Consider the following 22,443-nt stretch of genomic DNA (forward strand, 5'->3'; position numbering starts at 1 on the left):
GATATTATGAGCGAAAAGAATAAAGAAGCTGAAAAAATAATGCGTCTTGTGGAGAGTTCTCCGCAGATACATAATAAGCAATCGACCTCGTCTATTATGTGGAGCGTTACGTTGGCCCTCCTTCCTGCCGCTGTCTGGGGCATCTACCTCTTTGGCGCCAGGGCCCTGACAGTCTTGCTTGTCTCCATTGCAGCGGCCGTCGTTACCGAGGCGATCATTGCTGCGTTTTCGGGACGATTCACTCTCTTTGACGGGAGTGCTGTGCTGACCGGCTTGTTGATAGGTTTTAACATGCCTCCTGCCGTCCCTTTCTATGTCCCGATCTTCGGTTCCGTTTTTGCCATTGCGGTGGTGAAGTGGACCTTCGGAGGTTTGGGAGGCAACTGGATGAACCCTGCCTTGGCAGGACGGGTCTTTGTCTTTTTTAGCTGGACTGGGCAAATGACATCCTGGAGTAGTCCAAAGACGGTGGTCGATGCGGTGAGCAGTGCGACTCCTTTGGGAATGTTGAAGACCGGTTTGCTCGACTATTCCGGTTCAGCAACCGGCCCTGCCGAATTCCTCAGTTCCAACGGCTTTGTTGGGAGCACCAACGGTTTGTCGCATTTTTTCACCCCGCTCTTTGGCGGCGGTACAAGTGGAAAGATCTATGCGGATCTCTTTACAGGTAATGTCGGCGGCTGTATCGGAGAGGTTTCTGCCTTGTTGCTGATCCTTGGGGCCCTCTATCTCTTTGCCAAAAAGATTATCACCTGGCAGATTCCCGTTGCTTATCTCGGTTCTTTCGCCTTGCTGGTCTGGATCTTCGGTGGAAACCGATACGGGATGGGCGCCTTTTCCGGGGATGTCCTCTTTCATCTTTTCTCCGGAGGGATCATGCTTGGTGCGCTTTATATGGCAACGGATATGGTGACAAGTCCTCTTACCGGCAAAGGTATGATCATTTATGGGGTGGGAATCGGATTTCTTACCTTCCTGATACGCTTTTATGGTTCTTTTCCGGAAGGGGTTTCCCTGGCAATCATCTTGATGAACATCTTTGTTCCCATGATCGACCGGTACAACAAGCCGCATCGTTTCGGTGTTGAGCGGAAAAGGTTTATCGATCGTTTAAAGGAACAGTCGAAAGCGAGGGAGGAAGCATGAACAACCCCATTGTGAAAATCGGTGGAAGACTTGCCTTGATCTGTGCCGTTGCGGCGCTGGTCCTCGGGGTCGTAAATGCCCTCACTGAACCTCAGATTGCCAGGATTAAAGCGGAAAAGCTGAAAGCAGCCTTGGAAACCGTCTCGGGCGGAAGGAAAACGGGTGAAGCAGTAGCCGTGGACAATAATCCTGTGGTCGACCGTTATTACCCTGTATATGGCGATGATGATCAAATCGTCGGTTACGTTTGCCAGCTTCTCGGCAGCGGTTACGGCGGTACGATCGTAATCCTTGGTGGATATGACCTGAAGGGAACGGTCCTTGCTGCCAAAATGATGGATAACGAAGAGACCCCCGGCTTAGGAAAAGAGGCTGAGAAGGCATCTTATATGGAAAAATACGTTGGTACGGGAGGCGATAAGCCTGTTCCCGTCAGGAAAAGCATGCTCACGACCGAGCAGTCGGACAGTGTAACGGGAGCCTCCATTACGTTTATGGGGGTAGGTAAGGCGCTTCAGGAAGGATCCCGTTTTGTAGTGTCCTTGGAGGGGAAATAGCATGTGGAAAGAGTTTACAAAGGGGCTGTTCAGAGAAAATCCTATTTTTGTGATTGTTCTTGGACTTTGTCCTACTCTTGGTGTATCTTCCAGGGTAATTAACGCCTTGGGAATGGGTGCCGGAGTAATTTTTGTTTTGTTGTGTTCAAATATTTTTATCTCTCTGCTGAAGAATTTTATTCCGAATCAGGTGAGAATTCCTTCTTATATCGTTATTATCGCCAGCTTCGTAACCGTCGTTCAGATGGTTATGCAAGCCTTTCTTCCCGACCTTTACGACAGTCTTGGAGTTTTTGTCCCTTTGATTGTCGTCAATTGTATCATTCTCGGACGGGCGGAGGCTTTCGCAAGTAAAAACGGTGTGGGAGCATCCATTCTTGATGCCCTTGGCATGGGAATCGGTTTTACGCTGGCTCTCACGGTTATTTCTCTGGTTCGTGAAGTGTTCGGATCCGGTACCATAACCCTTTTTGCTTTTGGTGATTTCGATGGTGTCGTGAGAATCCCCGGCATTGTCGATTCTCCCGCACGGGTATTTGTCCTGGCGGCTGGTGCTCTTCTTGTCATGGGGTATCTAAAGGCCCTTGTCGGAATCATTCAGGAGAAGGGAGGAAAGGGCTGATATGAGCTATCTTGGCATTATTATTACCTTTGTTTTTATCAACAACTTTATTCTGACCCAGTTTCTTGGTCTTTGCCCTTTTATCGGGGTTTCAAAAAATCTTGAATCCGCAGTTGGCATGGGGTTTGCTGTTACCTTCGTTATGGCCCTGGCCTCTTTTGCAACCTGGGCGATTTACCACCTGATTCTTGTTCCTCTTAATATTGAATTCCTTCAGACAATAACCTTTATTCTGGTCATTGCCTCCCTTGTTCAATTTGTCGAGATGGTTATTCAGAAGATTTCCCCGCCGCTCTACAAGGCCTTGGGAATTTTTCTTCCCCTCATCACGACAAACTGTGCGGTCATGGGTATTGCCCTTATTGCCGTGCAGAATAAGTATAATGCTCTGGAGAGCTTTGTCGCGGGAATTGCTGCCGGTCTTGGATTCCTTCTTGCCATCGTTTTGATGTCTACGATCAGGGAAAAGCTTGACAATGAATGGATTCCGAAACCTTTTCGTGGGGTGCCTATCGCTTTCATCACCGGGGGATTGATGGCCCTTGCGTTCATGGCTTTTGATAAGGCACTTTTGAACAATCTTCTAGGATAACGGGAAAACGATATGTTACTTCTTAAAATACTTTATGCGTTTTTGGTGGTAGGGATATTGGGGGGCGTTCTCGGAGCAGCGCTCGTGGTCGCCTCAAAATTCTTTTCTGTCAGCAAAGATGAACGAATACAGCAGGTTGAGGATGCTCTGCCTGGTGCAAACTGTGGTTCCTGCGGGTATGCCGGATGTGCCGCATACGCGGAGGCCATTGCAGCCGGTGAGGCGCCTCTTACCTTATGCGGACCGGGAGGAGCAGAGGCTGCATCGAAGATTGCGGAAATCATGGGGCAGGAAGTCGAAGTCTCGGACCGAAAGATGGTTGCTCAGGTCCATTGTCGCGGCACTAAGGAGACTACAAGCTATCTGTATGCCTATCGGGGACTGAAGGATTGTAACGCTGTACACGCCCTATTTCAGGGGGATAAGGAGTGTAAATACGGATGTCTCGGTCTGGGAAGCTGTATGAAGGTTTGCCCGGTTGATGCCATATCCTATGACTCCGGTGGAAGGGTTGTTGTTGATAAAGATGCCTGTATAAGCTGCGGGAACTGTATAGAGGCCTGTCCTACCGGTGTTATGCAGTTCGTACCTTATGAGGCAGATTATATCGTGGCGTGTAACTCGAAAGATAAAGGTGCTGCCGTTAGAAAGTATTGTAGCGTCGGCTGTATTGGGTGTAAAATATGTGAGAAAAAGTCTCCCGAAGGTGGCTTCAAGGTCGAGAATTTTCTTTCTTCGATCGATTATGATAAGATGGGAGATAGAAGTGAAGCGGCAAAGGGTTGTCCTCCCAAATGCATTGTGCGGGTGGATTCTCTGATAAAGGGAGTCGATGAAAAAGCTTAGGCTTATTTTTGGGGTGTTCGGGAGTAAACCGGTTGGAACCGATCCCGAACAGCTTGAAACTGTTTATCAAAAAACCTATAAACCCTTTCTTACTGTTTTATATGGATTTCCTAAAATTCGTAGCTGTCTTCATTTTTCAGGGCAGCTGTTTGACTGGTTTGAAGAGACCCATCCCGAAATCCTGATGGTCATCAGCGAGATGGTGAAGAGGAAGCAACTTGAAATCATCGGGGGAGGGTATTATGAGCCTATTTTCCCGCTTATTCCGACAAAAGACCGAGTGGGGCAGATAGAGCTCTTAACCACCTACATCAGAAAACGTTTCGGAAAGCGTCCCCGTGGCTGTTGGATTCCGGAACGGGTCTGGGAGCCCTCCCTTGCTTCTGTTTTCAGCAGTTCGGGCATGGAATATATCTTTCTTGACGATCGTCATTTTATGAGTGCAGGACTGCGAGGGGAGAAGATTTACCATCCTTGCATTACGGAGGATCAAGGTAAAACGGTCAGGGTTCTTCCTCTGACCTCCCGATTAAACCGAATGATTCCCTTTGCCTCTCCTGAAGATGTATATGCCAAGATAGGTGAGATAGCGGCCTCCGAAGAGCATGAAGTGGCATCTATTATGATTGATGCCGATATGCTCGGATATGTGCCGGGCACGGAAGGTGTTTGTGAGGCAGGCGGATGGATGGAGTGTTTTCTTCGACTCGTTGATGAGAATCGCGGTGTGGCTATACCTGTACTCCCCGGACAGTTTGTAAGAAGCCTTGATAGCCTTGAAAAGGTTTATTTTCCTTGTACCGCCTATGAAGAGATGATGCAGTGGCCGCTTCCTCCCGAACAGCAGATGGATCTTGAATTTGTGAGGAGCCGGACCGAAAAGGACAACGGTTCCATCTATGTCAACGGCGGTTACTTTCGCCAATTTCTTACCCGCTACCCGGAAAGCAATTTGCTGTATGCACGGATGATGTACACCTATTTGTTGGTGAATCAGGTGCAGCGGGATCGTGCGCGTAAAAAGAGTGCACGGGAAGAGAGCTGGCGGGGACAATGCAATGCCCCCTATTGGCACGGTCGTTACAATGGTGTCTACGACAACCATCTGAGGAAGGCCGCATACCGAAGTTTCATAACGGCTGAGAAGACCACGCGTGAGCGAGGAATTTTTACAACAGCCATACATCCGGTTGATATCGATTTCGACGGGGCGGATGAATATATCTATCAGGGACAGAATATTAATGCCTATATCCATCGCCGGAGCGGTATGCTTTTTGAATTGGACTATCTTGTCAGCGGTTGGAATTATCTGGATACCATGGCCCGGCACCGGGAGCGGTATCACGATGATAACGATGAACGTCTCGGGATAGATAACTATCCGAGACGGGCTTTTCTTGATCATGTCTTATATGATGACGTCACCTTTTCGCAATTTAAGACCATGCAGTTTCGGGAGGCTGCCGATTTTATCAATCAACGGTATGATCTTGATGAACTCGACAGAGAGCATAAACGGCTCTATCTCCACTGTGGAACATTCCTTCACATGAATGGCGTTCCGATGCCGCTTTTTTTGAAAAAGGGATATAACTTTTCAAAAAACAGTGTTGAGGTTGAATACACCATTGAGAATCGCTCTTCAGTGACGTCAGCCTTTCTTTTTGCACCGGAGATTAATCTCTCGCTTTTTGCAAACGCTCAGGAGGATGCTCATCTATTTCTCGGAGACAAGGGAGATGCGGGAGATGACGCTTTGACAGAGGGTGTCGAACGGGGCGGAATAAAAGAGATAGCGCTCCACGATAATCGTAATCATGCCATTGTGAGTATCGTCCTTGATTCCCGGTGGGCTCTTTGGTCTTTTCCCATCTACACCATTGCGGCTGGTTTGCGTGGTAAGCGTGCCGTTTATCAGTCAAACGCTTTTGTCGTGAGAAAAAAGCTTTCCCTTGAACCTGGTGAGAGCTGGAGCGGCATCATCACAATGAAAATAGAGAAAAAGTAAACAACGACATGATGCAATATTTTATGTAAGAGCATAAAAGGTAGCATCTATCCAGCTAGTGCTTTCTTGTTTGTATGTCTCCCGCGAGAAAAGGAATTCATACAGGGCCTTGCCGAATTGCCCTTGAAAATAGTAGACCTGACCCATGTAAAAGTGGGCCCTTGCTTCTACTGCTTTACTCCTGTGGACGGCAAGAAAATTTCCAAGCTCTTTTTCTGCTGCATCCCACTCGGCATCGGCGAATGAGCCTTTGATGATGTTTGAAAGCAAGACCCCTTCGGGATTATCTCCCGGACTTTTGTCGATTGCCAGCATCTGGGCTTGGGGTGTGCTTTGACTCGGAGCAGGACCAAGCTCGTTGATTAAATTCTGTACCACCGTCTCCGTTTCTTTCGCAAGCGGTGTATATGTGGGTAGGGCATACTTATCTGGATCCGCCAGACTCTCGCCTGTTTTTACCGATTTTGGAAGCGTCAGATAGGGAAGTGGGCGTATCCTGACGTTCCGAAATCTTTCATTCTGTTGGGTCGTATCGGATAAGGCCACCAAAGCAGCATCATTTGTTGCGTTTTCTCCAGGCTCGAGTTCAACTTCATCAGACTCCACCAGCTCCTTGTCGACGATTGCGTAGTAATATTCAAGGCCGGGAAGCGGAAAATCGGTTACCGATCCTTGTGAGCTGCTTAGCGAGGTCACAAGCGATGCGGAGCGTAAACCATTCTTATCGACGATAGGGTCTGAGCTTCGATAAACCATCACCGCTCGTTCAGGTAAAGAGCTTTTATAGCTAATATAGACAACTTCACCTGCGACCCTTGCAGAAATATTGCTTATATGCGTGGCTCTTTCCTGCAGTGATGCAACCTGAACAATGGATATGGCATCATTGGTGATGTTTCTATAAGGAATATACAGCTTATACTCCCTTCCATCGGCGTCGACGGCAAGGACGGCAAAATAGTATGACTCGGTATCTTGAGGATAGTAGCCGAATACTTCGATATTCGATGCGACTTCAGCCACAAGTGTCGCATCTGTCTCTTTGTCGTTATCGAAGGAGGTGATGCTTCGGTAGATCCGATACAATACAATTGGATCGGAAGCATCTTTCCAAGTCAGAATGATTCGATCGGTGTCTGCCATTGCTTCGAGATTGGACACAAAAGGTGCATAGACCGTCGTTGTCTCTTCTGCCCATGAATAAAGTACTGCTGTTAGCAGTAACGTAGATAAAAAGAGCCGTTTCATATCATACCTATCGGCAAAGTTGAGGAAGGGTTTGACACAAAATAGGGATAGAAATACACTATATTTATGTTTGTTGCCGTCACCTTTGATCTTTCCGAAATCGAAAAAAAGCGTGGTATTGAATCACTTTTACGTGAATATGGCTTTGAAAAGCGGCATGAAGGACTTTGGGAGACGGTTAAGTTAAAAGAGCGTTATCTTGCTCGTCTGAAACGAGATATAGACAGATTGACCGATTCATACGATAATGTTCGTCTTTACCAATATCCTATCGATGGAGTATTGGTGGTGACAGGTCTTCAAAATAAGCGGTGGCGACGTATTGTCGTTCGCCCGTGATATAAACATTAGTGAGCGAGGAGATCAGGATGCTGAGTGAACTTGAAATACCGATCGAACAATTAAAAGAAGAAATCTACAACTCCTGGAGGCGACTTTGACCCTGAGCAATTGGCTCAGGAAATAAAAGTACTTGAGGCGGAAAGTGGAAGTCCGGAGTTCTGGGAGGATCGAGAACGGGCGGAAAAGCGGCTCGGCGAGCTGAAACGGCTACATAAGCGACTTGATCCATGGAAAGATTTATTGTCTTCATTTGAGGATCTTGAAACACTTTTCGAACTCGCTGCCGAAGAACAGGATGAAAGTCAGGAACATGATATTAAAAGGCAGTTGGACGAGGTAGGCGATACCTATCGTGGGTTAAATTTAACGGAAATGTTCCAAGGGGAATTCGACGGAAGCAATGCCTTTCTTACCATCCATTCAGGGGCGGGGGGAACTGAGGCGTGTGATTGGACCGCTATGTTGTTGCGAATGTATACCCGTTGGGCTGAACGACGGGAGTTTTCCGTTCAAACCCTTGACCTTCTTGAGGCCGAGGGAGGGGTGAAGTCGGTAACCCTTCAGATCAATGGCGATTTTGTGTTCGGTTATCTTAAAAGCGAAATCGGCGTTCATCGGTTGGTACGTATTTCTCCCTTTGATTCTAGCGGCCGCCGTCATACATCATTTGCGTCGGTATACATCTCCCCTGTTATCGACGATGATATCGAGGTCGATATCAAACCAGAAGAACTGCGTATCGATACCTATCGGGCACAGGGAGCCGGCGGGCAGCATGTCAACAAGACCGATTCCGCTGTCCGTATTACCCACATCTCCACCGGTATCGTGGTACAGTGCCAGAACGAACGGAGCCAGTATAAAAACAAAGCCATGGCGTTGAAGATTTTACGTTCTAGATTGTATGAACATTATAAGAAGGAGCAGGAGAAAGAACAGGAAAAACATGCTCAGGAAAAGAAAGAAATTTCCTGGGGAAATCAGATACGTTCTTATGTATTTCAACCATACACCATGGTTAAAGATCATCGAACGAAACATGAAGTTGGAAATATTCAGGCTGTGATGGATGGTGAGATCGATGATTTTATCATTGCCTTTCTGAATTGGATGCAGACGGAAGGATAGTATGGAACGGCGGCTTCTTCTAGTAGATGATCTTAGCTTTATGCGAAGTGCGTTGAAGGAAATTCTCGAAGAAGCCGGGTTTTCCATTGCGGGAGAGGCTGCCAACGGTGTAGAGGCAATAACATTATATCGTACGGTGCACCCGTCTCTTGTCCTTATGGATATCACCATGCCGGTTATGGATGGGATTGAAGCCCTTCGTCGTATTCGACGGCTTGACCCTTCGGCAATGGTTGTCATGTGTTCTGCTTTGGGGCAGGAGAAGACAATTCTTCGTGCTATCCAATACGGAGCGAAAGATTTTGTTGTAAAACCCTTTTCCAAAGCGCGGATCGTGTCTGCCGTTGAGAAGGCGTTGGAGTCGGTGGAAGGCCTGTGAGACCGTTTACCCGCGGTTTGTGTTTCTTGCCATTCCTCCTTTTTCTTCTCTTTGTGAAGACCGGTGACGTTTCTTTGCTTTTCGCCGCCGGTATGAATGAACAGACGGAGGTTCTAAGCGATCCGCGGGCCAATTGGACGCTGCTTCTTCTTGAGCCTTCTTCTTCCGATACCGATTACCGGGTCGAGGCCCTGCAAACCGCCTTTTCCGATTCCATTACACGAGAGATCGAAGCCATTGGCCAGCATAATTTTTTATTTGACGAATGGGATCGTTATTTCGCCTTCCTTTCTGAGCAAGAAAGAAATTCACGTCGTGAAAAAATTGCGAAGAAGGAACGTGACATAGCGGAGTATCAACTTCAGGGAGAGCGTGAGCTGGAAAAAAAACGCATCGATGAACGAAAAAAGTTAGAGGATGCTCTTGGTAATCGTATCTCCTATGATATTTCCTTCGCAAAGCCCATCGTTGTCAAAACACTTCCTTTTCAGCACATTTCGACATCCTGGATCGAAAATGAAGATGCCGATGCGGTTCTTGTCTTGGAGGTCAATGCCGTTGGTGAGAAATATCTATATTCCATGGAATTCTGGGCCCCGTTTCTCGGGAAAGAGAGGGTATATCATTCTCTTGTCTCGGGGGGCTCGTCGGTAGAGGCTGTGGCCGAAGTACTGATCGATCGTATCAGAGGCTCTCTCGTCGGACGGAGCTGGGCAGCATTGGAGCTTACCGGGAAGGGAGACGGCGAAGGGGGGCGAAAACATCCTCCGTTGAATCTTTTCCTGGATGGCGAGCGACTTTCTCCATCGGCCACTTCAAATCTCCTCCCCGGAGTCTACAGACTTACTGTTTCCTCATATGGATATGAAACGACGGAGCAAATAGTTTTTCTCGCCCCGAATCAGCGGCGTCATATTTCTGTTGAGCTCAAACCCCAGCAGTCCGATCTATTTACATTACGTACCGAACCGGAAGGGGCATCCATCTACCTCGACGGGAAATATGTCGGTATTTCTCCCCTTGTAACACAGAGTCCGACAGCTCCTTTTCTTGTCGGAATCGTTGCACAGGGGTATCGTGATGTGCAGTTTCCCGTGGAACAGAATGCCGGGGCCTATCGTTTTTCTCTGGAACCTGCAGGTTATGATCGTCAGCTACTTGTGGATGCGAGTCGGCGGCGTTTCTACAATGCCTTTGGCCTCTTTCTCCTTTCGATTCCCGTCACGATGATCAGTTACGGCATAGGAAGCGATTACGGGATAGCTGCCAATCAGGCGGCGGAAAGCGGAAGTGCCGATCAAAGCGAAATCGATCGCCTGGCTGATAAAAATAGATTATGGTACACTGCTTATATGGGAGGACTTTTCCTTAATGTTATTCTCGGAACAAATGCCATTTTTAGCTTGGCTGATTATATTGAAATGCATGAATCGGTATACAACGTTGGGAGGAACTAGTTGGCTGGAATAAGTCTTGGGAAAAAAATACGTGGGCTTTTGTCGAGGAAGGGTGCGCTCGATGAGGCCTTTTATGATGAGTTGGAAGATACGCTTATCGAAAGCGATTTAGGGGCCCGGACGGCCATGGATCTTGTCGATTCCCTGCGCGACTCAAAAGAGGCCCGAGGCATGGGCGAATCCGAAATTCTCGACTATCTGAAGAGGCAGCTTTTACCCTATACCAAGGCTGCGAAGCTTGATTTCCGGGATAAGAAACGGGCTTTGATACTTGTCCTTGGTGTCAACGGCGTCGGGAAGACTACGACAATAGCCAAGATGGCACGCTATTTTCATGACGCTCAGGGCAAAAGCTGCGTACTGGCGGCAGGTGATACATTCCGAGCTGCTGCCATCGATCAGCTTCTTGTCCATGGAGAAAGGCTGGGGGTTCGGGTTGTGCATCAGCAACCTGGTGCCGATCCGGGTGCTGTAATCTATGACGCCCTCGAGAGTGCCGTAAGCCGTGGCGAGGAACTCGTTTTAGCCGATACTGCCGGACGGATGCACAATAAGGCGAATCTCATCAGGGAGCTTCAGAAAATCCATAAAATCGTCGGTGCAAAGATCGGAACGGAAAATTACTGTAAGCTGCTTGTCATAGATACCACTACCGGCCAGAACGCCCTCCGTCAGGCCGAGCTCTTTCATGAGGCCGTAGGGGTCGACGCCCTTGTCATGGCAAAATACGATTCGGCGGCAAAGGGAGGAATCATTATTCCGATTCAGCGTACCCTTTCCATCCCCGTTGCCTTTGTCGGTACCGGAGAAGGTTACGGTGACCTCGCTCTTTTTGATTCGGAGAGCTATCTCGACTCCCTGTTGGGGATCGGTTGACCAAGGTATCGTGGTGTATCGTCGGCTTTTCCTTCTTGCATTATTAGTTTCTTCTGTTCGGGTTTTCGCCTTCGGACCCCCCTCTTTTGTGAAGAGCGGTCGTTTTCTCAGTAATGCAGTAGGTATTCCACTTTCTCCTCTTATTCGACAGGCCGGTGAAGGCGAGTATTGGCTGGAGGTAAAAGAAGATGACGGAGGCAGTATCGAAAGGCTTTATCAGGGAAAGTTACTGATTGCCGAGCGAACGATCCGTAAGAGCGATCTCTCCGATGGCACGCTTCTGATCGAAGAAAAAAGAGGGGACCAGACCATGTATAAGGCGGAAATAGGCGACGAAGGTGTCTTGTACGAGTGGAGGAAGGGTGTTGAGTTCCGCTACGGCTATGAATCGGATGATCCCCATTCTGTGGACCTTCCGTCTCAGCTGAATGGTCGTGACTATTATTACGGACCGGAAGGGGCGCTGTGCGCCGTCGACGGAAAGGGTTATTATTTGCTTTTACTTCCCGATGGAATCAGTTACGAGGAGCAGGGAAAAGATGCCACTGCCTTTTTTGTGCCCCCTAAGGCCTCTTTTGAGCGTTCCTTGGGTTGGGATTCGAAAGGAATACTTCGAGAGGAACGTCGGGAAGTATTAAGCGATGGATGGCAACGAGTACGGTTGACAGATAAAAAGGGGAACGAGGAAATTCGACTGTACGATGAACAATCACGGCTGCGGGATATAAGACGAAGGGGGAGCGACGGGTATGAGCATTTCGAGTATCTTTATCCCTCCCATTCCGACGAAACTATTCGTCTTCGTTCGGCAATGGTCCGAGAAGAGAGCCGTTACCATTTCGCTGCGGAGGGAAATTTCACTGCAGTAGAAACCCTTCGCTCCGGCTCATTGGTTCAGATTATAAAAAAAGAGGGCGAGGCTTTTGTCGTTACGCGATTTCGGGGCGGCGATGAGCTTTTTACCGAACATGTCGGTTTTTTCGAACTACATCGTTATACCGAGGATTTTCGAACCCTGCTGCAGGACTATATTAGGAAGGGGTATGGCACGAGATAGAAAGAAACGACTTCCCGGAAAGAAGTGGATACTGTTTGTGGCTTTCCGCTTTCTTCGAAGCAGGAGAAAAGAGCGAAAAATACGCCCCTCTTTCTTTTCGATCCTGGGGCTTGCGGTCGGGGTTATGACGCTTCTCTCCGTATTAGCCGTTATGAATGGGTTTCAGCTCGGTTTTATCGAAGATATACTCGAAATCGGTTCGTATCATATCAGGATCTATCAACAGGAGGATGAGGATCAAACAGCCCTTCTGACCCTTCTCCGCGGTATGCCGGAGGTTGAGGCTGCGGTTCCTTTTCTTGACGTCCAAACGATGATCGAAGGGCCTTTTTCCGGCATGGTGGGGTGCAATATCCGAGCACTGCCAGAGGATACCCCTGCAATCGATCCCGGATGGGCACGTCAAATGGATCTGGATGATGCCTTTGTGACCGATGGCGAACGGGATCTTATCAAACCGGGGAGTGTGTGGATAGGCTCTGTACTTGCACAGAATCTCGGCATCACTACGGGAGATAGCGTTTCGTTTCTTTCCATGGCAGGCGATTCCTTTCGTGGACTAGAACCTACTAAGGTTGAGTATACCGTTTCGCTTATTTTTTCCAGTGGTTATTATGAATATGATTCGGCCCTTGCCTTTGTTGCACATGATTCTATTTCTGCAATCGCTTCAGGAAAAGAGAAGATCAATATAGGGGTTAAACTCAAAAACCGCTGGCGGGATAGACAGTTTATTGAGGAGCTGAGTGAAACAGGGAAACTTCTTCCCGGTACGGAGGTAGTTTCCTGGCGGCAGTACAACCGTTCTTTTTTCGGGGCCCTTCGAATGGAAAAATTGGCGATGATGTTGGTCATCGGAATTGTCTTTATCGTTGTGGGCGCAAATATGAAGCATTCCCTAGAACGAACCGTTTGGGAAAAAAAAGAAGAGATCGGTTTACTTCGTTCGGTAGGGGCTCATCCCCGTGATATTCGCTTGATTTTCCTCCTTGACGGAGCGCTTATAGGGAGCATTGGAGGAGGAATCGGGACCGCTTTGGGCCTTCTGATTGCCGAAAATATCAATGGCATTTTTTCTCTCACCGAGAAAATAGTCAACGCCGTTATCGCCTTCTCAGAGAGGCTCCTGATGCCGTTTTTTCAGGTTCGTGGGGAAACCTTTTCATTGTTTTCTTCTACCTATTTTTATCTCCAGGAGATCCCGAGTCGGGTGATGTACCATGAGGTCCTTATTGTCTTTCTTTTTGCTCTAGCGGCAAGCCTCCTTTCGGCTTGGGTTTCTTCCGGCCGGGTTGCCGATTTTGACCCTGCGGAGATTATGCGCTATGAATAACAACCGGGGAGAACAAAGATGAACGCGTTGGTGAAAGTATCCGGACTAAAAAAGGTCTATAAAAGCGGAAGAGAGCTACTTACTGTTTTCCAGGATGTTTCCTTTGAACTGGGAGAAAAACGTTTTGTTACCCTTACAGGCGAGAGCGGAAGTGGAAAGAGCACCCTTCTACACATTATAGGGGGCCTGGACCTGCCTTCCGAAGGGCGTGTCGAGGTCGGAGGCGAGCGGATCAGCGAGATGAGTGAGCAGGATCTGACCAATTATCGTAATCAAGTTATCGGTTTTGTATTTCAATTCCACTATTTGCTGAAAGAGTTTACCGCCGTCGAGAATGTGATGCTTCCCGCCTATATGTCGGGTACACCGCGACTGAGAGCTCGAAAATGGGCAGAAGAGCTGATAGAGCTTGTCGGTCTTGGCAATAGACGTGAACATTATCCAAGCCAACTTTCAGGTGGAGAACAGCAGCGAGTAGCGGTTGCCCGGGCCTTGATAAATCATCCTTCGCTTATCCTTGCCGATGAGCCGACCGGTAATCTGGACGAAAAAAACTCTATCATTGTAACCGAGCTATTGGCACGAATCGTACGGGAGCAGGGTACGACACTTTTGCTTGTCACCCATAATCCAGAACTGGCAGCAATGGGAGAAGTTAGGCTTGCCCTCGGCGGAGGCGCCTTAAGCATAGAGGAGGGACGGGCTTGAACCTTCCTTCTACCGTTTTTGTCGCCTGGCGCTTATTGAATGGACCTCATGGCAGTAAAAATAGACGTCGCCATGTTGTCGGGGCGATTATCGGCGTTGCCTTCTCCCTTATTCCTCTCATTGTGGTCCAACAGGTCTCATCCGGAATGATAGAGGGAATTTCCCGACGTTTTCTTGAGATTGGTAGTTTCCATCTCCAGGTTAAGCGTCTCCAGGATGGTGACCCTTCCTTTGAAAAGGCCGCTGAGGATATATTACGGGTGGACGACGTCCTCCTTGCTCTTCCCATGGTGGAAGGGGTTGGTATTGTCTATGCTCCCGACGGCAGGAGTGGCGTGTCTGTACGGGGGCTTCCCTCCGACTGGCTTGAAAGGGATCAGCAGGCGGCATCATTTCTCAGCTGGAGCGAAGGGGAGTATCGGCTTAACGACAAAAACGACCTCTTGATAAGTAAGGAGGCCGCCAGAACCCTGAATGTGGGTGTCGGTGATGAGGTTACTCTTCTTACCGCCTATAAGATTGGTGGGGTGAAAACCGTTATGAAGCCGAGTCATTTTGTGGTTCGTGGGATTTTTTCCACGGGCTACTATGAATTGGATGCCCTTTCCATCTATATCCCATATAAACGAGCCCTCTCTCTCTTTCCAGATTCCTGGAGTTCTACCATAGGGGTAAAAATTCATGATCCTTTCGGGGAGTATCAGGATGTAAAACAACGTATTTCCCAAAACCTACCGGAAAATTGGCGGGTGTACAGCTGGTATGAACTCCAGCGTCCCATGTTTGAAAGCTTCAAAACGACAAGGACCTTACTTGTATTTATCATGATATTGATCGTTATGGTTGCATCGGTAAGTATTACCGCGGCAGTCGTCATGATGATGATGGAACACGAACCGGAAATTGCAATGCTAAAGAGTACCGGGGTCTCTTCTCGCTCCATTGAGCAGATGTTTCTTGGACTCGGCATGGGGATCGGGATCGTCGGTACGGTTATCGGTATTGCTGGAGGGCTTTTGATCAGCATTAATATAAATACCCTTATCTCGGGGATCGAAACCGGGTTGGGGGTTTTTCGTGAACTGCTTCTTCATCCCTTTGCCCTATTGAATGGAGAGAAAGCGGCTTCGTTTGTTTTATTCAATCCGGATTACTATTTGGAAACTATTCCGATTGATATTCATATCGGTGAGGTCCTGTATGCGGCTATTTTTGCCCTATCCTTTGCTACAATTGGTTCCTGGTTGCCGGCTCGAAAAGCAGCTAGGCTTAAGCCCCTCGACATTTTCAGGAAGCATTAGGTACAATAAGAAACTATGAAATGTGATATGTGTGGAAAGAATGAGGCCATCATTCATGTTCAGCAAATTAGCAACGGAGAGCTGAAAGAGATTCATCTCTGTGCCTCCTGTGCAGGCAAAAGTGGAATCGTTGCCACCGACGGCAATAATGCCGCTTTAGATTTGGGGAATCTCCTTGGTGATGCATTGGGGACGCTTTTTGCCGAGGATAAGGGGCAACATGAGAATTTTCCCGAATGCTGTTCGTCCTGTGGCACTACCGCTGATGAGATCAAAGAAAACGGAAAAGTCGGATGTCCCGACTGCTATTCTCAGTTTCACTCTCTCATCCAGGCTATGCAGGAACGTGAAATGACCCCGGCGGCTTATCGTGGCAAGATCCCAAAGCGCCTAAAAACCTTTAAGGCCTGTCTGATCGATAAGGCCCTGCTACAGTCTCAGCTTGAAGAGGCTGTAGCAGGCGAAGAGTACGAACGGGCGGCACGTCTTCGAGATGCGATATCAAGAATCGAGAACGGATTATAATGGACGAGCAAAACTTTTCCTTCCCTCACTGGGGTACAGGAGAGGCTTCCGATATTGTTCTTCAGGTGACATCGGAACTGAGGCGGAACCTTTCTTCGTATGCCTTTCCCGATGCCCTTGATGAAGAGGAGCGAAAAACGGTGACGGATGCCATTCTCGCCGCAGCCGTTGATCTTCCCCCCTTTGAGGGTGTAGACGGTATGCCGCCTTTGCGCAGGAAAATGTTTCGGGATGCGGGACTCTTGAGTGATCCTCAGGCCGGAGACCGGAGATTTTTCTGTATGGATGCTGGACAGTGGCGATGGTGTCTCCTGTTGGACCGTGACCACATTGCAGTCTCTGGACGTTGCCCCGGTATGGAGCTGAAACAGAGCTACGTATTGGCGTCTGAATGGGAGGAAATACTCGAGAAAAAACTCGATTTTGCTTTTGCTCTTGATATGGGGTATCTTTTGTCTGATATTTCGGCAAGCGGTAACGCCCTCTTTCATAGTGCCTGGCTCTTTCTTCCCGCTTTAGGCTGGAACGGGAACCGGGAAGCGATCTTTCGAAGTTTAATGGAAGAAGGATACTGGATTCGCGGAAACGCGAATGGAGAGAATGAAGAGGAAGAAGAACTATTTGAAATAGGCACCGAATATTCTTTCGGGATGAGTGAAGATGAGAGTATAAATAAATTTGCACATATGCTAGAATTGCTAGTACATTATGAGAAGAAAACACGGAGGATGATTGACCAGGAGCGATTATCTCTGGTCAAAGATCGTGTATTCCGTGCCTACGGGATAGCCGCTTCGGCGGAGCGGATTGACTCTGCTGAGGGACACCGCCTTGTTCTTTCTCTATTGCTCGGCGTCTCCTTCGGACTTGTCAAACTTCCGCCGGAAAGGCTCGTGGAGTTGCTTTGGCTTGCAGGTGATGCAACTGTTCGTTTCCGAAATAACGGTAATCCGGGAGTCGAGCGGATCGACTATATCCGGAGTCGACTCGGAATTGACCGCTTGATTGGAGGTTTTGATGTTTAAGGGCTTGACCCAGAGAGCACAGCGCATATTGACTATCTACGCTCAGGAAGAAGCAAAACGATTTCATTCCGACCAACTGCTCCCTGAGCATATTATTCTGGCTCTGTTGAAAGACGGGGAAGGACTGGGATATCGTGCCTTGCAGGTGATCAAAGTCGATCCCGAAGAGCTCCAGATAGAGCTTGAGAAGAGTATTCCCCGCAAACATGCAGGTTTTATTCTCGGAGATGTGCCTCCCAGTCATCGAGGGAAAAAGCTCCTTGAAGATTCGGCTGAGGAGGCCCGCGCCCTCGGACATGAATATATCGGAACCGAACATCTTTTGCTTTCTGCATCCAAAGAGGCAGGAAGTGTCGTCCAGCGTTTTCTTGCAAAGCGGAATATCGGTGTGGAAATAATTCGCCAAACCATCGCTGAGCTGCGGGGAAGCGGGCGGACAGAGCGCTCTGCCGGCAACACCGTTATCGGAGCATCCGGTTCCGAACATGCAGAACCCCCGAACTTGGGGTTCAGAAAACGGGGGGGAGCGGCCCAATCGAAAAAATCGACGCCGACATTGGATGAGTTTTCTCGTGATATGACGAAGTTCGCACATGATGGGAAACTCGATCCCGTAATCGGTAGGGATTTTGAAATACAGCGTGTCATTCAAATTCTTGCTCGCCGTACAAAGAATAATCCTGTCCTTATCGGTGAACCCGGGGTTGGCAAAACCGCTATCGTCGAAGGCCTTGCCCAAATGATTGAGGACGGCTCCGCTCCTGAAGTCCTTTCGGGAAAGCGGGTGTTAACGCTTGATCTCGCTTCTCTTATCGCCGGCACCAAGTATCGCGGTGAGTTTGAGGAACGACTTAAAAGGGTTATGAAGGAGATACAGAACGCAGGGAATGTCATTCTTTTCATTGATGAACTCCATACGATCATCGGTGCCGGTGGTGCCGAAGGTGCTATTGATGCTTCCAACATGTTGAAGCCGGCCCTTAGCCGTGGAGAACTTCAGTGCATTGGAGCAACGACCCTCAACGAATATCGAAAGCATATTGAAAAGGATGCGGCTCTGGAACGTCGTTTCCAGACCATATTTGTTGAAGAGCCTTCCGTTGAAGAAACAGTTGGAATCTTGGAGGGAATTCGGGAACGATATGAGGAGCATCACAATGTTTCGTATAGTGACGAGGCCCTGGAAGCCGCTGCTCATCTCTCACATCGTTATATCAGCGACCGGTTTCTTCCCGATAAGGCAATCGATCTCATTGACGAGGCGGGATCTTTTAAGCGGATTCATAATACGGTACGGCCGAAGGCACTCATTCAGCTTGAAGAAGACATTGAACGTCTTACCGGAGAAAAGATTGCATTGGTCAATAATCAGGATTATGAAAAGGCTGCTGCGGTCCGTGATGATGTACGTCGTCTCAAAGGTAAGGTTGAAGAACTTCAGAGTCAGTGGAAAAGCAATATGCGCAGCGAAAGAAGTACTGTCGGTCCTGAAGATATCCAGGCCATCGTTTCCAGAATTACGGGTATCCCCCTTGCGCGGATCGTACAGAGCGAATCGGAGAAGCTGCTGAAAATTGAGGAAGAACTGCACAAAACGGTTATCGGACAGGATGAGGCTATCTTGGCTATCGCGAGTAGTATTCGCAGGTCGAGGACCGGCCTCAGTAGTCCGAAACGTCCTCTCGGTTCCTTTATCTTCCTCGGGCCAACAGGTGTCGGAAAAACCCTATTGGCTAAGACGCTTGCACAGTTTCTCTTTGGTGATGAAGAGGCCCTCGTTCGGGTGGATATGTCCGATTACATGGAAAAGCATAATGTGAGCAGACTCGTCGGAGCGCCTCCCGGCTATGTCGGTTATGAAGAGGGAGGCGTCCTTACCGAGAAAATTCGCCGACGCCCTTACAGTGTCATCCTTCTCGACGAGATTGAGAAAGCACATCCGGATGTATTTAATCTTTTGCTGCAGGTACTTGAGGAAGGTGAACTTCATGATAATCTCGGTCACAAGGTCAGCTTTCGCAATAGCGTGCTTATCATGACCAGTAATGCCGGTGCCCGTGAAATCAGTAAAAGTGGGGCTCTTGGATTTCAGGCCTCCGAGGGTGTCATGAGTCATGCGGAAATCAAGGCCTCCGCTATGAATGAATTACAGCGTAGTTTCCGTCCCGAATTTATTAATCGTGTCGATGAGATTGTTGTCTTCACGAGCTTGAAGCGGCCGGAGATTCGAAAAATCCTCGATATTCTTCTTTCCGAAATCTCACTTCGTTTGCTGGAAATGAATATCATCCTTGAGGTAAAGCAAAGTGCAAAAGACTATTTCATCGATAAGGGCTATGATGTCAAATATGGTGCGAGGCCGTTGCGTCGTGTCTTGCAAAAGGAACTTGAAGATCCGCTTTCCATGGAAATGCTGAAAGGCCGTTGCGTCTCCGGAACCCATATGATAGTCGGTATCAGAAAAGGGGAAATCCATTTTACGGCCCGGCAGCCCCAGGTAGTAAAAGATCATGCAGGGATCACTCAATAGCTTATGGATCAACAACAATCGTTTTTTGACTTTGCTGCCCCGCGGTTGGGGGAGTTGCTTCCGCAGAATGTCGAGTTTGTCTCCTTTGATTTTGAGACAACAGGCCTTGATTCGTTTCGGGACCGAATTCTTGAAATAGGTGCTGTCTCTTGGCGGCAAGGTAAAACAAAAGAGACCTTTAGCTCTTTAGTACGTCCCGGAATACCTGTACCGCCTGCATCCACGGCTGTTCACGGTATCACAGATGATGATCTTCTCGATGCCCCGGATGAAAAAGGAGCTCTTGTTTCCTTCCTTAGATTCATTGAGGGGAAGGTTGCTGTTGCTCATAATCTTCCCTTTGATTATGGTTTTTTGGAATCATCTGTTGATCGACTCGGACTCTCTTTGGGGGATACCCTTTTTATCGATACCCTAACGCTCTCCCGAAGGGTGTATCCCGGACTCCCAAGTTATGCACTAGGAAACTTGATAACTTTTCTCAATCTTTTTCAGGAGGATGCGCATAGAGCCCTCTCGGATGCCAGCGATTGTGGCAGGCTTTTCTTTCGCTGTCTTGATGAAGATAAGCAGATGTTGAAGATGACGATCGATGAATTAATTACCTATTCCAGGAGCAGGAAATATAAGCGATGAATCTTGAATGTTTTGTACTCGGAACGGGAGGCATGATGCCGCTTCCCGGTCGGCATCTCACCTCGGCATTATTGAGGCGGGATGGCGACCTTTTTCTTTTTGACTGCGGTGAAGGTACCCAGGTCTCTTTGCGAAAACTTAATCTCCGTTGGAAGAAGATTTCGGCGATTTTTATAAGTCATACACATGCCGATCATGTGACCGGATTACCCGGAATCATGATGCTTTCGAGCCAAGTTGATAGAGAAGAACCTCTTACCATCATCGGTCCGCCTAAAATCAAGGAGTATGTTGAAACGGCGAGAAGTGTTCTCGATATGTATATTAATTACGAAGTCATCATAAAGGAGATTAACGCTCCCTGTGAGGTATACCGCGGGGAAGGGTATGCGGTTCGGGCCTTTCCTCTCCTCCATTCCAAGCCCTGTGTCGGTTATGTCTTGGAAGAGGATACCAGACCAGGAATTTTCCATCCTGAGAGGGCTGCTGAACTTGGGGTTCCCAGGGGCCCTCTATGGTCGCGTTTGCAGCAGGGAGGGGTTGTCCAGGCAAGCGACGGCACTTCCGTTTTCCCTGAACAGGTAATGGGAGATAAGCGTTCCGGCCGGAAGTTTGCGTATGTGACGGATACCAAGTACATCCCCGAGATTGCCTCTCATGTTTCCGATTCCGATCTTCTTATCTGTGAGGGGATGTTTCTTAGCGACCTTGAGGAGAGCGCTGCTGAGAAAAAACATCTTACGGCAAAGCAGGCTGCTACGATTGCCAAGGATGCAGGCGGTATTAAAAAAATGGGACTTATCCATTATAGCCCGCGCTATACGATGCGAGATTTGCGTACATTACTCAAAGAGGCGAAGACGATTTTCCCGGAAACATTTCTTACAGAAGATCAACAGCAAATAGAAATACCCTATGATGATTAGTTAGCTTACGGCTTGTGCCTAAGAATCACCGGAATTCGGAACACTGCCCTTTTTAGCCAGATATTCTCTGAACTTACCGGGATCCGGACGAAAACCGATAATGTTACTTTCCATATCACTCTTGGCACGCTTCAAGGCGACGGACGCTTCTTTGATAAGCAACTCTCCTTCTATCAGCCGTCCGCTACGACTACTGAGACCGGCAAAAAGCGAAACCCTCTTTTCATTTTCTATCTTATCAAGAAAAACTTTCAATTGGTCGAGGGCCCCGAGCAACGGGGTATTTGGAAGGATAAGGGCAAAACTTGTAACGCCAAATTCAAAGGTCATGTCACGCATCGGGAAAATCCTCGAAAATTCATCGGCAAGGTGACGATATGCTTCGGTTTCTACGGGACCGCAATCAACAATGGCCAGACTCAACTCTTGCTCAAAACTTGCCGAACGTTTGAGTTCATTTGTTAAACGGTCGGTTAGAAAATCCTCCCAGCAGAGTCCGCTCCGTGGAGAATAGAGAGATACGCCCGTTTCATTGGTGTCAGGCACTGCATCCTTTGTTTCTGTTTCTTCAGTATGCCTTTCTTTCGATAGTATCTGGGGTTTAGAGCCATTTTTCCGCCCGACCACATCGACCTCTTCATTCGATAATTTCTGGGTCCCGAGGAGGATTATCAATAGCACGGCAAAGACCAAAGTGGCGATAAAGAGGGATCGGAAAATCAAAAACAACTGATTCGGATCAATGAGTGCATAGTAGGCCGTAGCGGTAAGCTTCTTTTCCCGAATTGGCGAACGTTCTTGATAGGTAACGGACGGTAAAGAGGCGGGTCTGAAAGAAATATCACTGCGATTAAGCGTTGAACTGCGTGGAATACTTGAAAGAAAGGCAGCCGTTCTGGCATAAAGATACTCAACGGCCCCATCGTCTTTCGTTACATAGAGCAACTGGAGGGAGCTATTTCCCTCTGCAAGTGGACGAAGATTGGTGGAAATTTCTTTTCCTGAAATGGTATCAGTAGCAAGCATTGAGAAAGCTTTCCCGCTTAGGGTTGCAAAATGCCGGGCGGAACCGCTCTTACTCTTATGGATGGTAAGTGTCAGAGAGATAACAAACCATGCAAGAAGGAAGATGAGGACAAAGACAGCAATTCCGATTGTTGTACGCGCCGTGCTCTTTTTCATGGGCCCTATTATAAAC

General features: G+C 48.2%; 22 protein-coding genes. 20 read left to right on the plus strand and 2 right to left on the minus strand.

The features are described from left to right. The first annotated feature begins 6 nt into the window (after window positions 1–6). From SPIRS_RS09665 to SPIRS_RS09690, 6 genes are read left to right on the plus strand one after another with little or no spacing between them, the layout of a single operon-like run. Window positions 7–1,146: an RnfABCDGE type electron transport complex subunit D gene (locus SPIRS_RS09665; RefSeq protein ID WP_013254500.1), complete on the plus strand. Its 1,140-nt coding sequence runs from the start codon at window positions 7–9 to the stop codon at window positions 1,144–1,146. Continuing rightward, the gene (locus SPIRS_RS09670) at window positions 1,143–1,703 is read left to right on the plus strand and encodes an FMN-binding protein (RefSeq protein WP_013254501.1); all 561 of its coding nucleotides are present in this window, start codon (window positions 1,143–1,145) and stop codon (window positions 1,701–1,703) included. The genes SPIRS_RS09665 and SPIRS_RS09670 overlap by 4 nt, the downstream gene beginning before the upstream one ends. A gap of 1 nt (window position 1,704) precedes the next feature. Continuing rightward, entirely contained in the window at window positions 1,705–2,325 is a 621-nt protein-coding gene (rsxE, locus tag SPIRS_RS09675; RefSeq protein WP_013254502.1) for an electron transport complex subunit RsxE, read from the plus strand. A 1-nt stretch (window position 2,326) separates the two neighbouring features. Further along, window positions 2,327–2,917, plus strand: coding sequence for an electron transport complex subunit RsxA (rsxA, locus tag SPIRS_RS09680; protein ID WP_013254503.1), 591 nt, complete (start codon window positions 2,327–2,329; stop codon window positions 2,915–2,917). Window positions 2,918–2,929: 12 nt separating this feature from the next. After that, the gene (locus SPIRS_RS09685) at window positions 2,930–3,763 is read left to right on the plus strand and encodes an RnfABCDGE type electron transport complex subunit B (RefSeq protein WP_013254504.1); all 834 of its coding nucleotides are present in this window, start codon (window positions 2,930–2,932) and stop codon (window positions 3,761–3,763) included. Next, complete coding sequence (locus tag SPIRS_RS09690; RefSeq protein ID WP_013254505.1) at window positions 3,750–5,774, plus strand: alpha-amylase/4-alpha-glucanotransferase domain-containing protein; 2,025 nt, start codon at window positions 3,750–3,752, stop codon at window positions 5,772–5,774. The genes SPIRS_RS09685 and SPIRS_RS09690 overlap by 14 nt, the downstream gene beginning before the upstream one ends. Window positions 5,775–5,795: 21 nt before the next feature. Here SPIRS_RS09690 and SPIRS_RS09695 read toward each other — a convergent pair whose 3' ends face one another. Further along, a complete protein-coding gene (locus tag SPIRS_RS09695; RefSeq protein ID WP_013254506.1) occupies window positions 5,796–7,022 on the minus strand; it encodes a tetratricopeptide repeat protein in 1,227 nt (408 codons plus the stop codon). 66 nt (window positions 7,023–7,088) lie between these two features. Between SPIRS_RS09695 and SPIRS_RS09700 the strand changes: the two genes are divergently transcribed. The 14 genes from SPIRS_RS09700 (at window position 7,089) to SPIRS_RS09765 (ending at window position 21,245) form a co-directional block, all read left to right on the plus strand. Continuing rightward, complete coding sequence (locus tag SPIRS_RS09700; RefSeq protein ID WP_013254507.1) at window positions 7,089–7,361, plus strand: CRISPR-associated protein Cas2; 273 nt, start codon at window positions 7,089–7,091, stop codon at window positions 7,359–7,361. Window positions 7,362–7,390: 29 nt separating this feature from the next. Continuing rightward, window positions 7,391–8,492, plus strand: a protein-coding gene (gene prfB, locus SPIRS_RS09705; RefSeq protein WP_148224056.1) for a peptide chain release factor 2 whose coding sequence is annotated in 2 segments (ribosomal slippage) — window positions 7,391–7,459 and window positions 7,461–8,492 — 1,101 coding nt in all. Because the reading frame shifts where the segments join, the coding sequence is not laid out codon by codon here. A 1-nt stretch (window position 8,493) separates the two neighbouring features. Then, window positions 8,494–8,871 (plus strand): response regulator, encoded by a 378-nt coding sequence (locus SPIRS_RS09710; RefSeq protein ID WP_013254509.1) that lies wholly within the window; start codon window positions 8,494–8,496, stop codon window positions 8,869–8,871. Beyond that, on the plus strand, window positions 8,868–10,328 hold the full coding sequence (locus SPIRS_RS09715) for a PEGA domain-containing protein (protein ID WP_013254510.1): 1,461 nt from the start codon (window positions 8,868–8,870) through the stop codon (window positions 10,326–10,328). The genes SPIRS_RS09710 and SPIRS_RS09715 overlap by 4 nt, the downstream gene beginning before the upstream one ends. Further along, window positions 10,329–11,204: a signal recognition particle-docking protein FtsY gene (gene ftsY / locus SPIRS_RS09720; protein ID WP_013254511.1), complete on the plus strand. Its 876-nt coding sequence runs from the start codon at window positions 10,329–10,331 to the stop codon at window positions 11,202–11,204. It abuts the gene before it with no gap. Then, window positions 11,146–12,261, plus strand: a complete 1,116-nt coding sequence (locus tag SPIRS_RS09725; protein WP_245537749.1) for a hypothetical protein — start codon at window positions 11,146–11,148, stop codon at window positions 12,259–12,261. Before ftsY ends, SPIRS_RS09725 begins: the two co-directional genes overlap by 59 nt. After that, on the plus strand, window positions 12,248–13,594 hold the full coding sequence (locus tag SPIRS_RS09730; protein ID WP_013254513.1) for an ABC transporter permease: 1,347 nt from the start codon (window positions 12,248–12,250) through the stop codon (window positions 13,592–13,594). The genes SPIRS_RS09725 and SPIRS_RS09730 overlap by 14 nt, the downstream gene beginning before the upstream one ends. An 18-nt stretch (window positions 13,595–13,612) precedes the next feature. Further along, window positions 13,613–14,302, plus strand: a complete 690-nt coding sequence (locus SPIRS_RS09735; protein ID WP_013254514.1) for an ABC transporter ATP-binding protein — start codon at window positions 13,613–13,615, stop codon at window positions 14,300–14,302. Next, window positions 14,299–15,603 (plus strand): ABC transporter permease, encoded by a 1,305-nt coding sequence (locus tag SPIRS_RS09740; RefSeq protein ID WP_013254515.1) that lies wholly within the window; start codon window positions 14,299–14,301, stop codon window positions 15,601–15,603. The genes SPIRS_RS09735 and SPIRS_RS09740 overlap by 4 nt, the downstream gene beginning before the upstream one ends. A gap of 27 nt (window positions 15,604–15,630) precedes the next feature. After that, a complete protein-coding gene (locus SPIRS_RS09745; protein ID WP_013254516.1) occupies window positions 15,631–16,128 on the plus strand; it encodes a UvrB/UvrC motif-containing protein in 498 nt (165 codons plus the stop codon). Then, the gene (locus SPIRS_RS09750) at window positions 16,128–17,153 is read left to right on the plus strand and encodes an ATP--guanido phosphotransferase (RefSeq protein ID WP_013254517.1); all 1,026 of its coding nucleotides are present in this window, start codon (window positions 16,128–16,130) and stop codon (window positions 17,151–17,153) included. Before SPIRS_RS09745 ends, SPIRS_RS09750 begins: the two co-directional genes overlap by 1 nt. Then, window positions 17,146–19,683, plus strand: coding sequence for an ATP-dependent Clp protease ATP-binding subunit (locus SPIRS_RS09755; RefSeq protein ID WP_013254518.1), 2,538 nt, complete (start codon window positions 17,146–17,148; stop codon window positions 19,681–19,683). The genes SPIRS_RS09750 and SPIRS_RS09755 overlap by 8 nt, the downstream gene beginning before the upstream one ends. A 3-nt stretch (window positions 19,684–19,686) precedes the next feature. Next, a complete protein-coding gene (locus tag SPIRS_RS09760) occupies window positions 19,687–20,319 on the plus strand; it encodes a 3'-5' exonuclease (protein ID WP_013254519.1) in 633 nt (210 codons plus the stop codon). After that, entirely contained in the window at window positions 20,316–21,245 is a 930-nt protein-coding gene (locus SPIRS_RS09765) for a ribonuclease Z (RefSeq protein ID WP_013254520.1), read from the plus strand. The genes SPIRS_RS09760 and SPIRS_RS09765 overlap by 4 nt, the downstream gene beginning before the upstream one ends. An 18-nt stretch (window positions 21,246–21,263) precedes the next feature. Here the strand turns inward: SPIRS_RS09765 and SPIRS_RS09770 are convergent, their stop codons facing one another. Then, window positions 21,264–22,427, minus strand: coding sequence for a GGDEF domain-containing protein (locus SPIRS_RS09770; protein ID WP_013254521.1), 1,164 nt, complete (start codon window positions 22,425–22,427; stop codon window positions 21,264–21,266). Window positions 22,428–22,443: the final 16 nt, after the last annotated feature.

The organism is Sediminispirochaeta smaragdinae DSM 11293, assembly GCF_000143985.1.
GTDB classification, from domain to species: Bacteria; Spirochaetota; Spirochaetia; order DSM-16054; family Sediminispirochaetaceae; genus Sediminispirochaeta; species Sediminispirochaeta smaragdinae.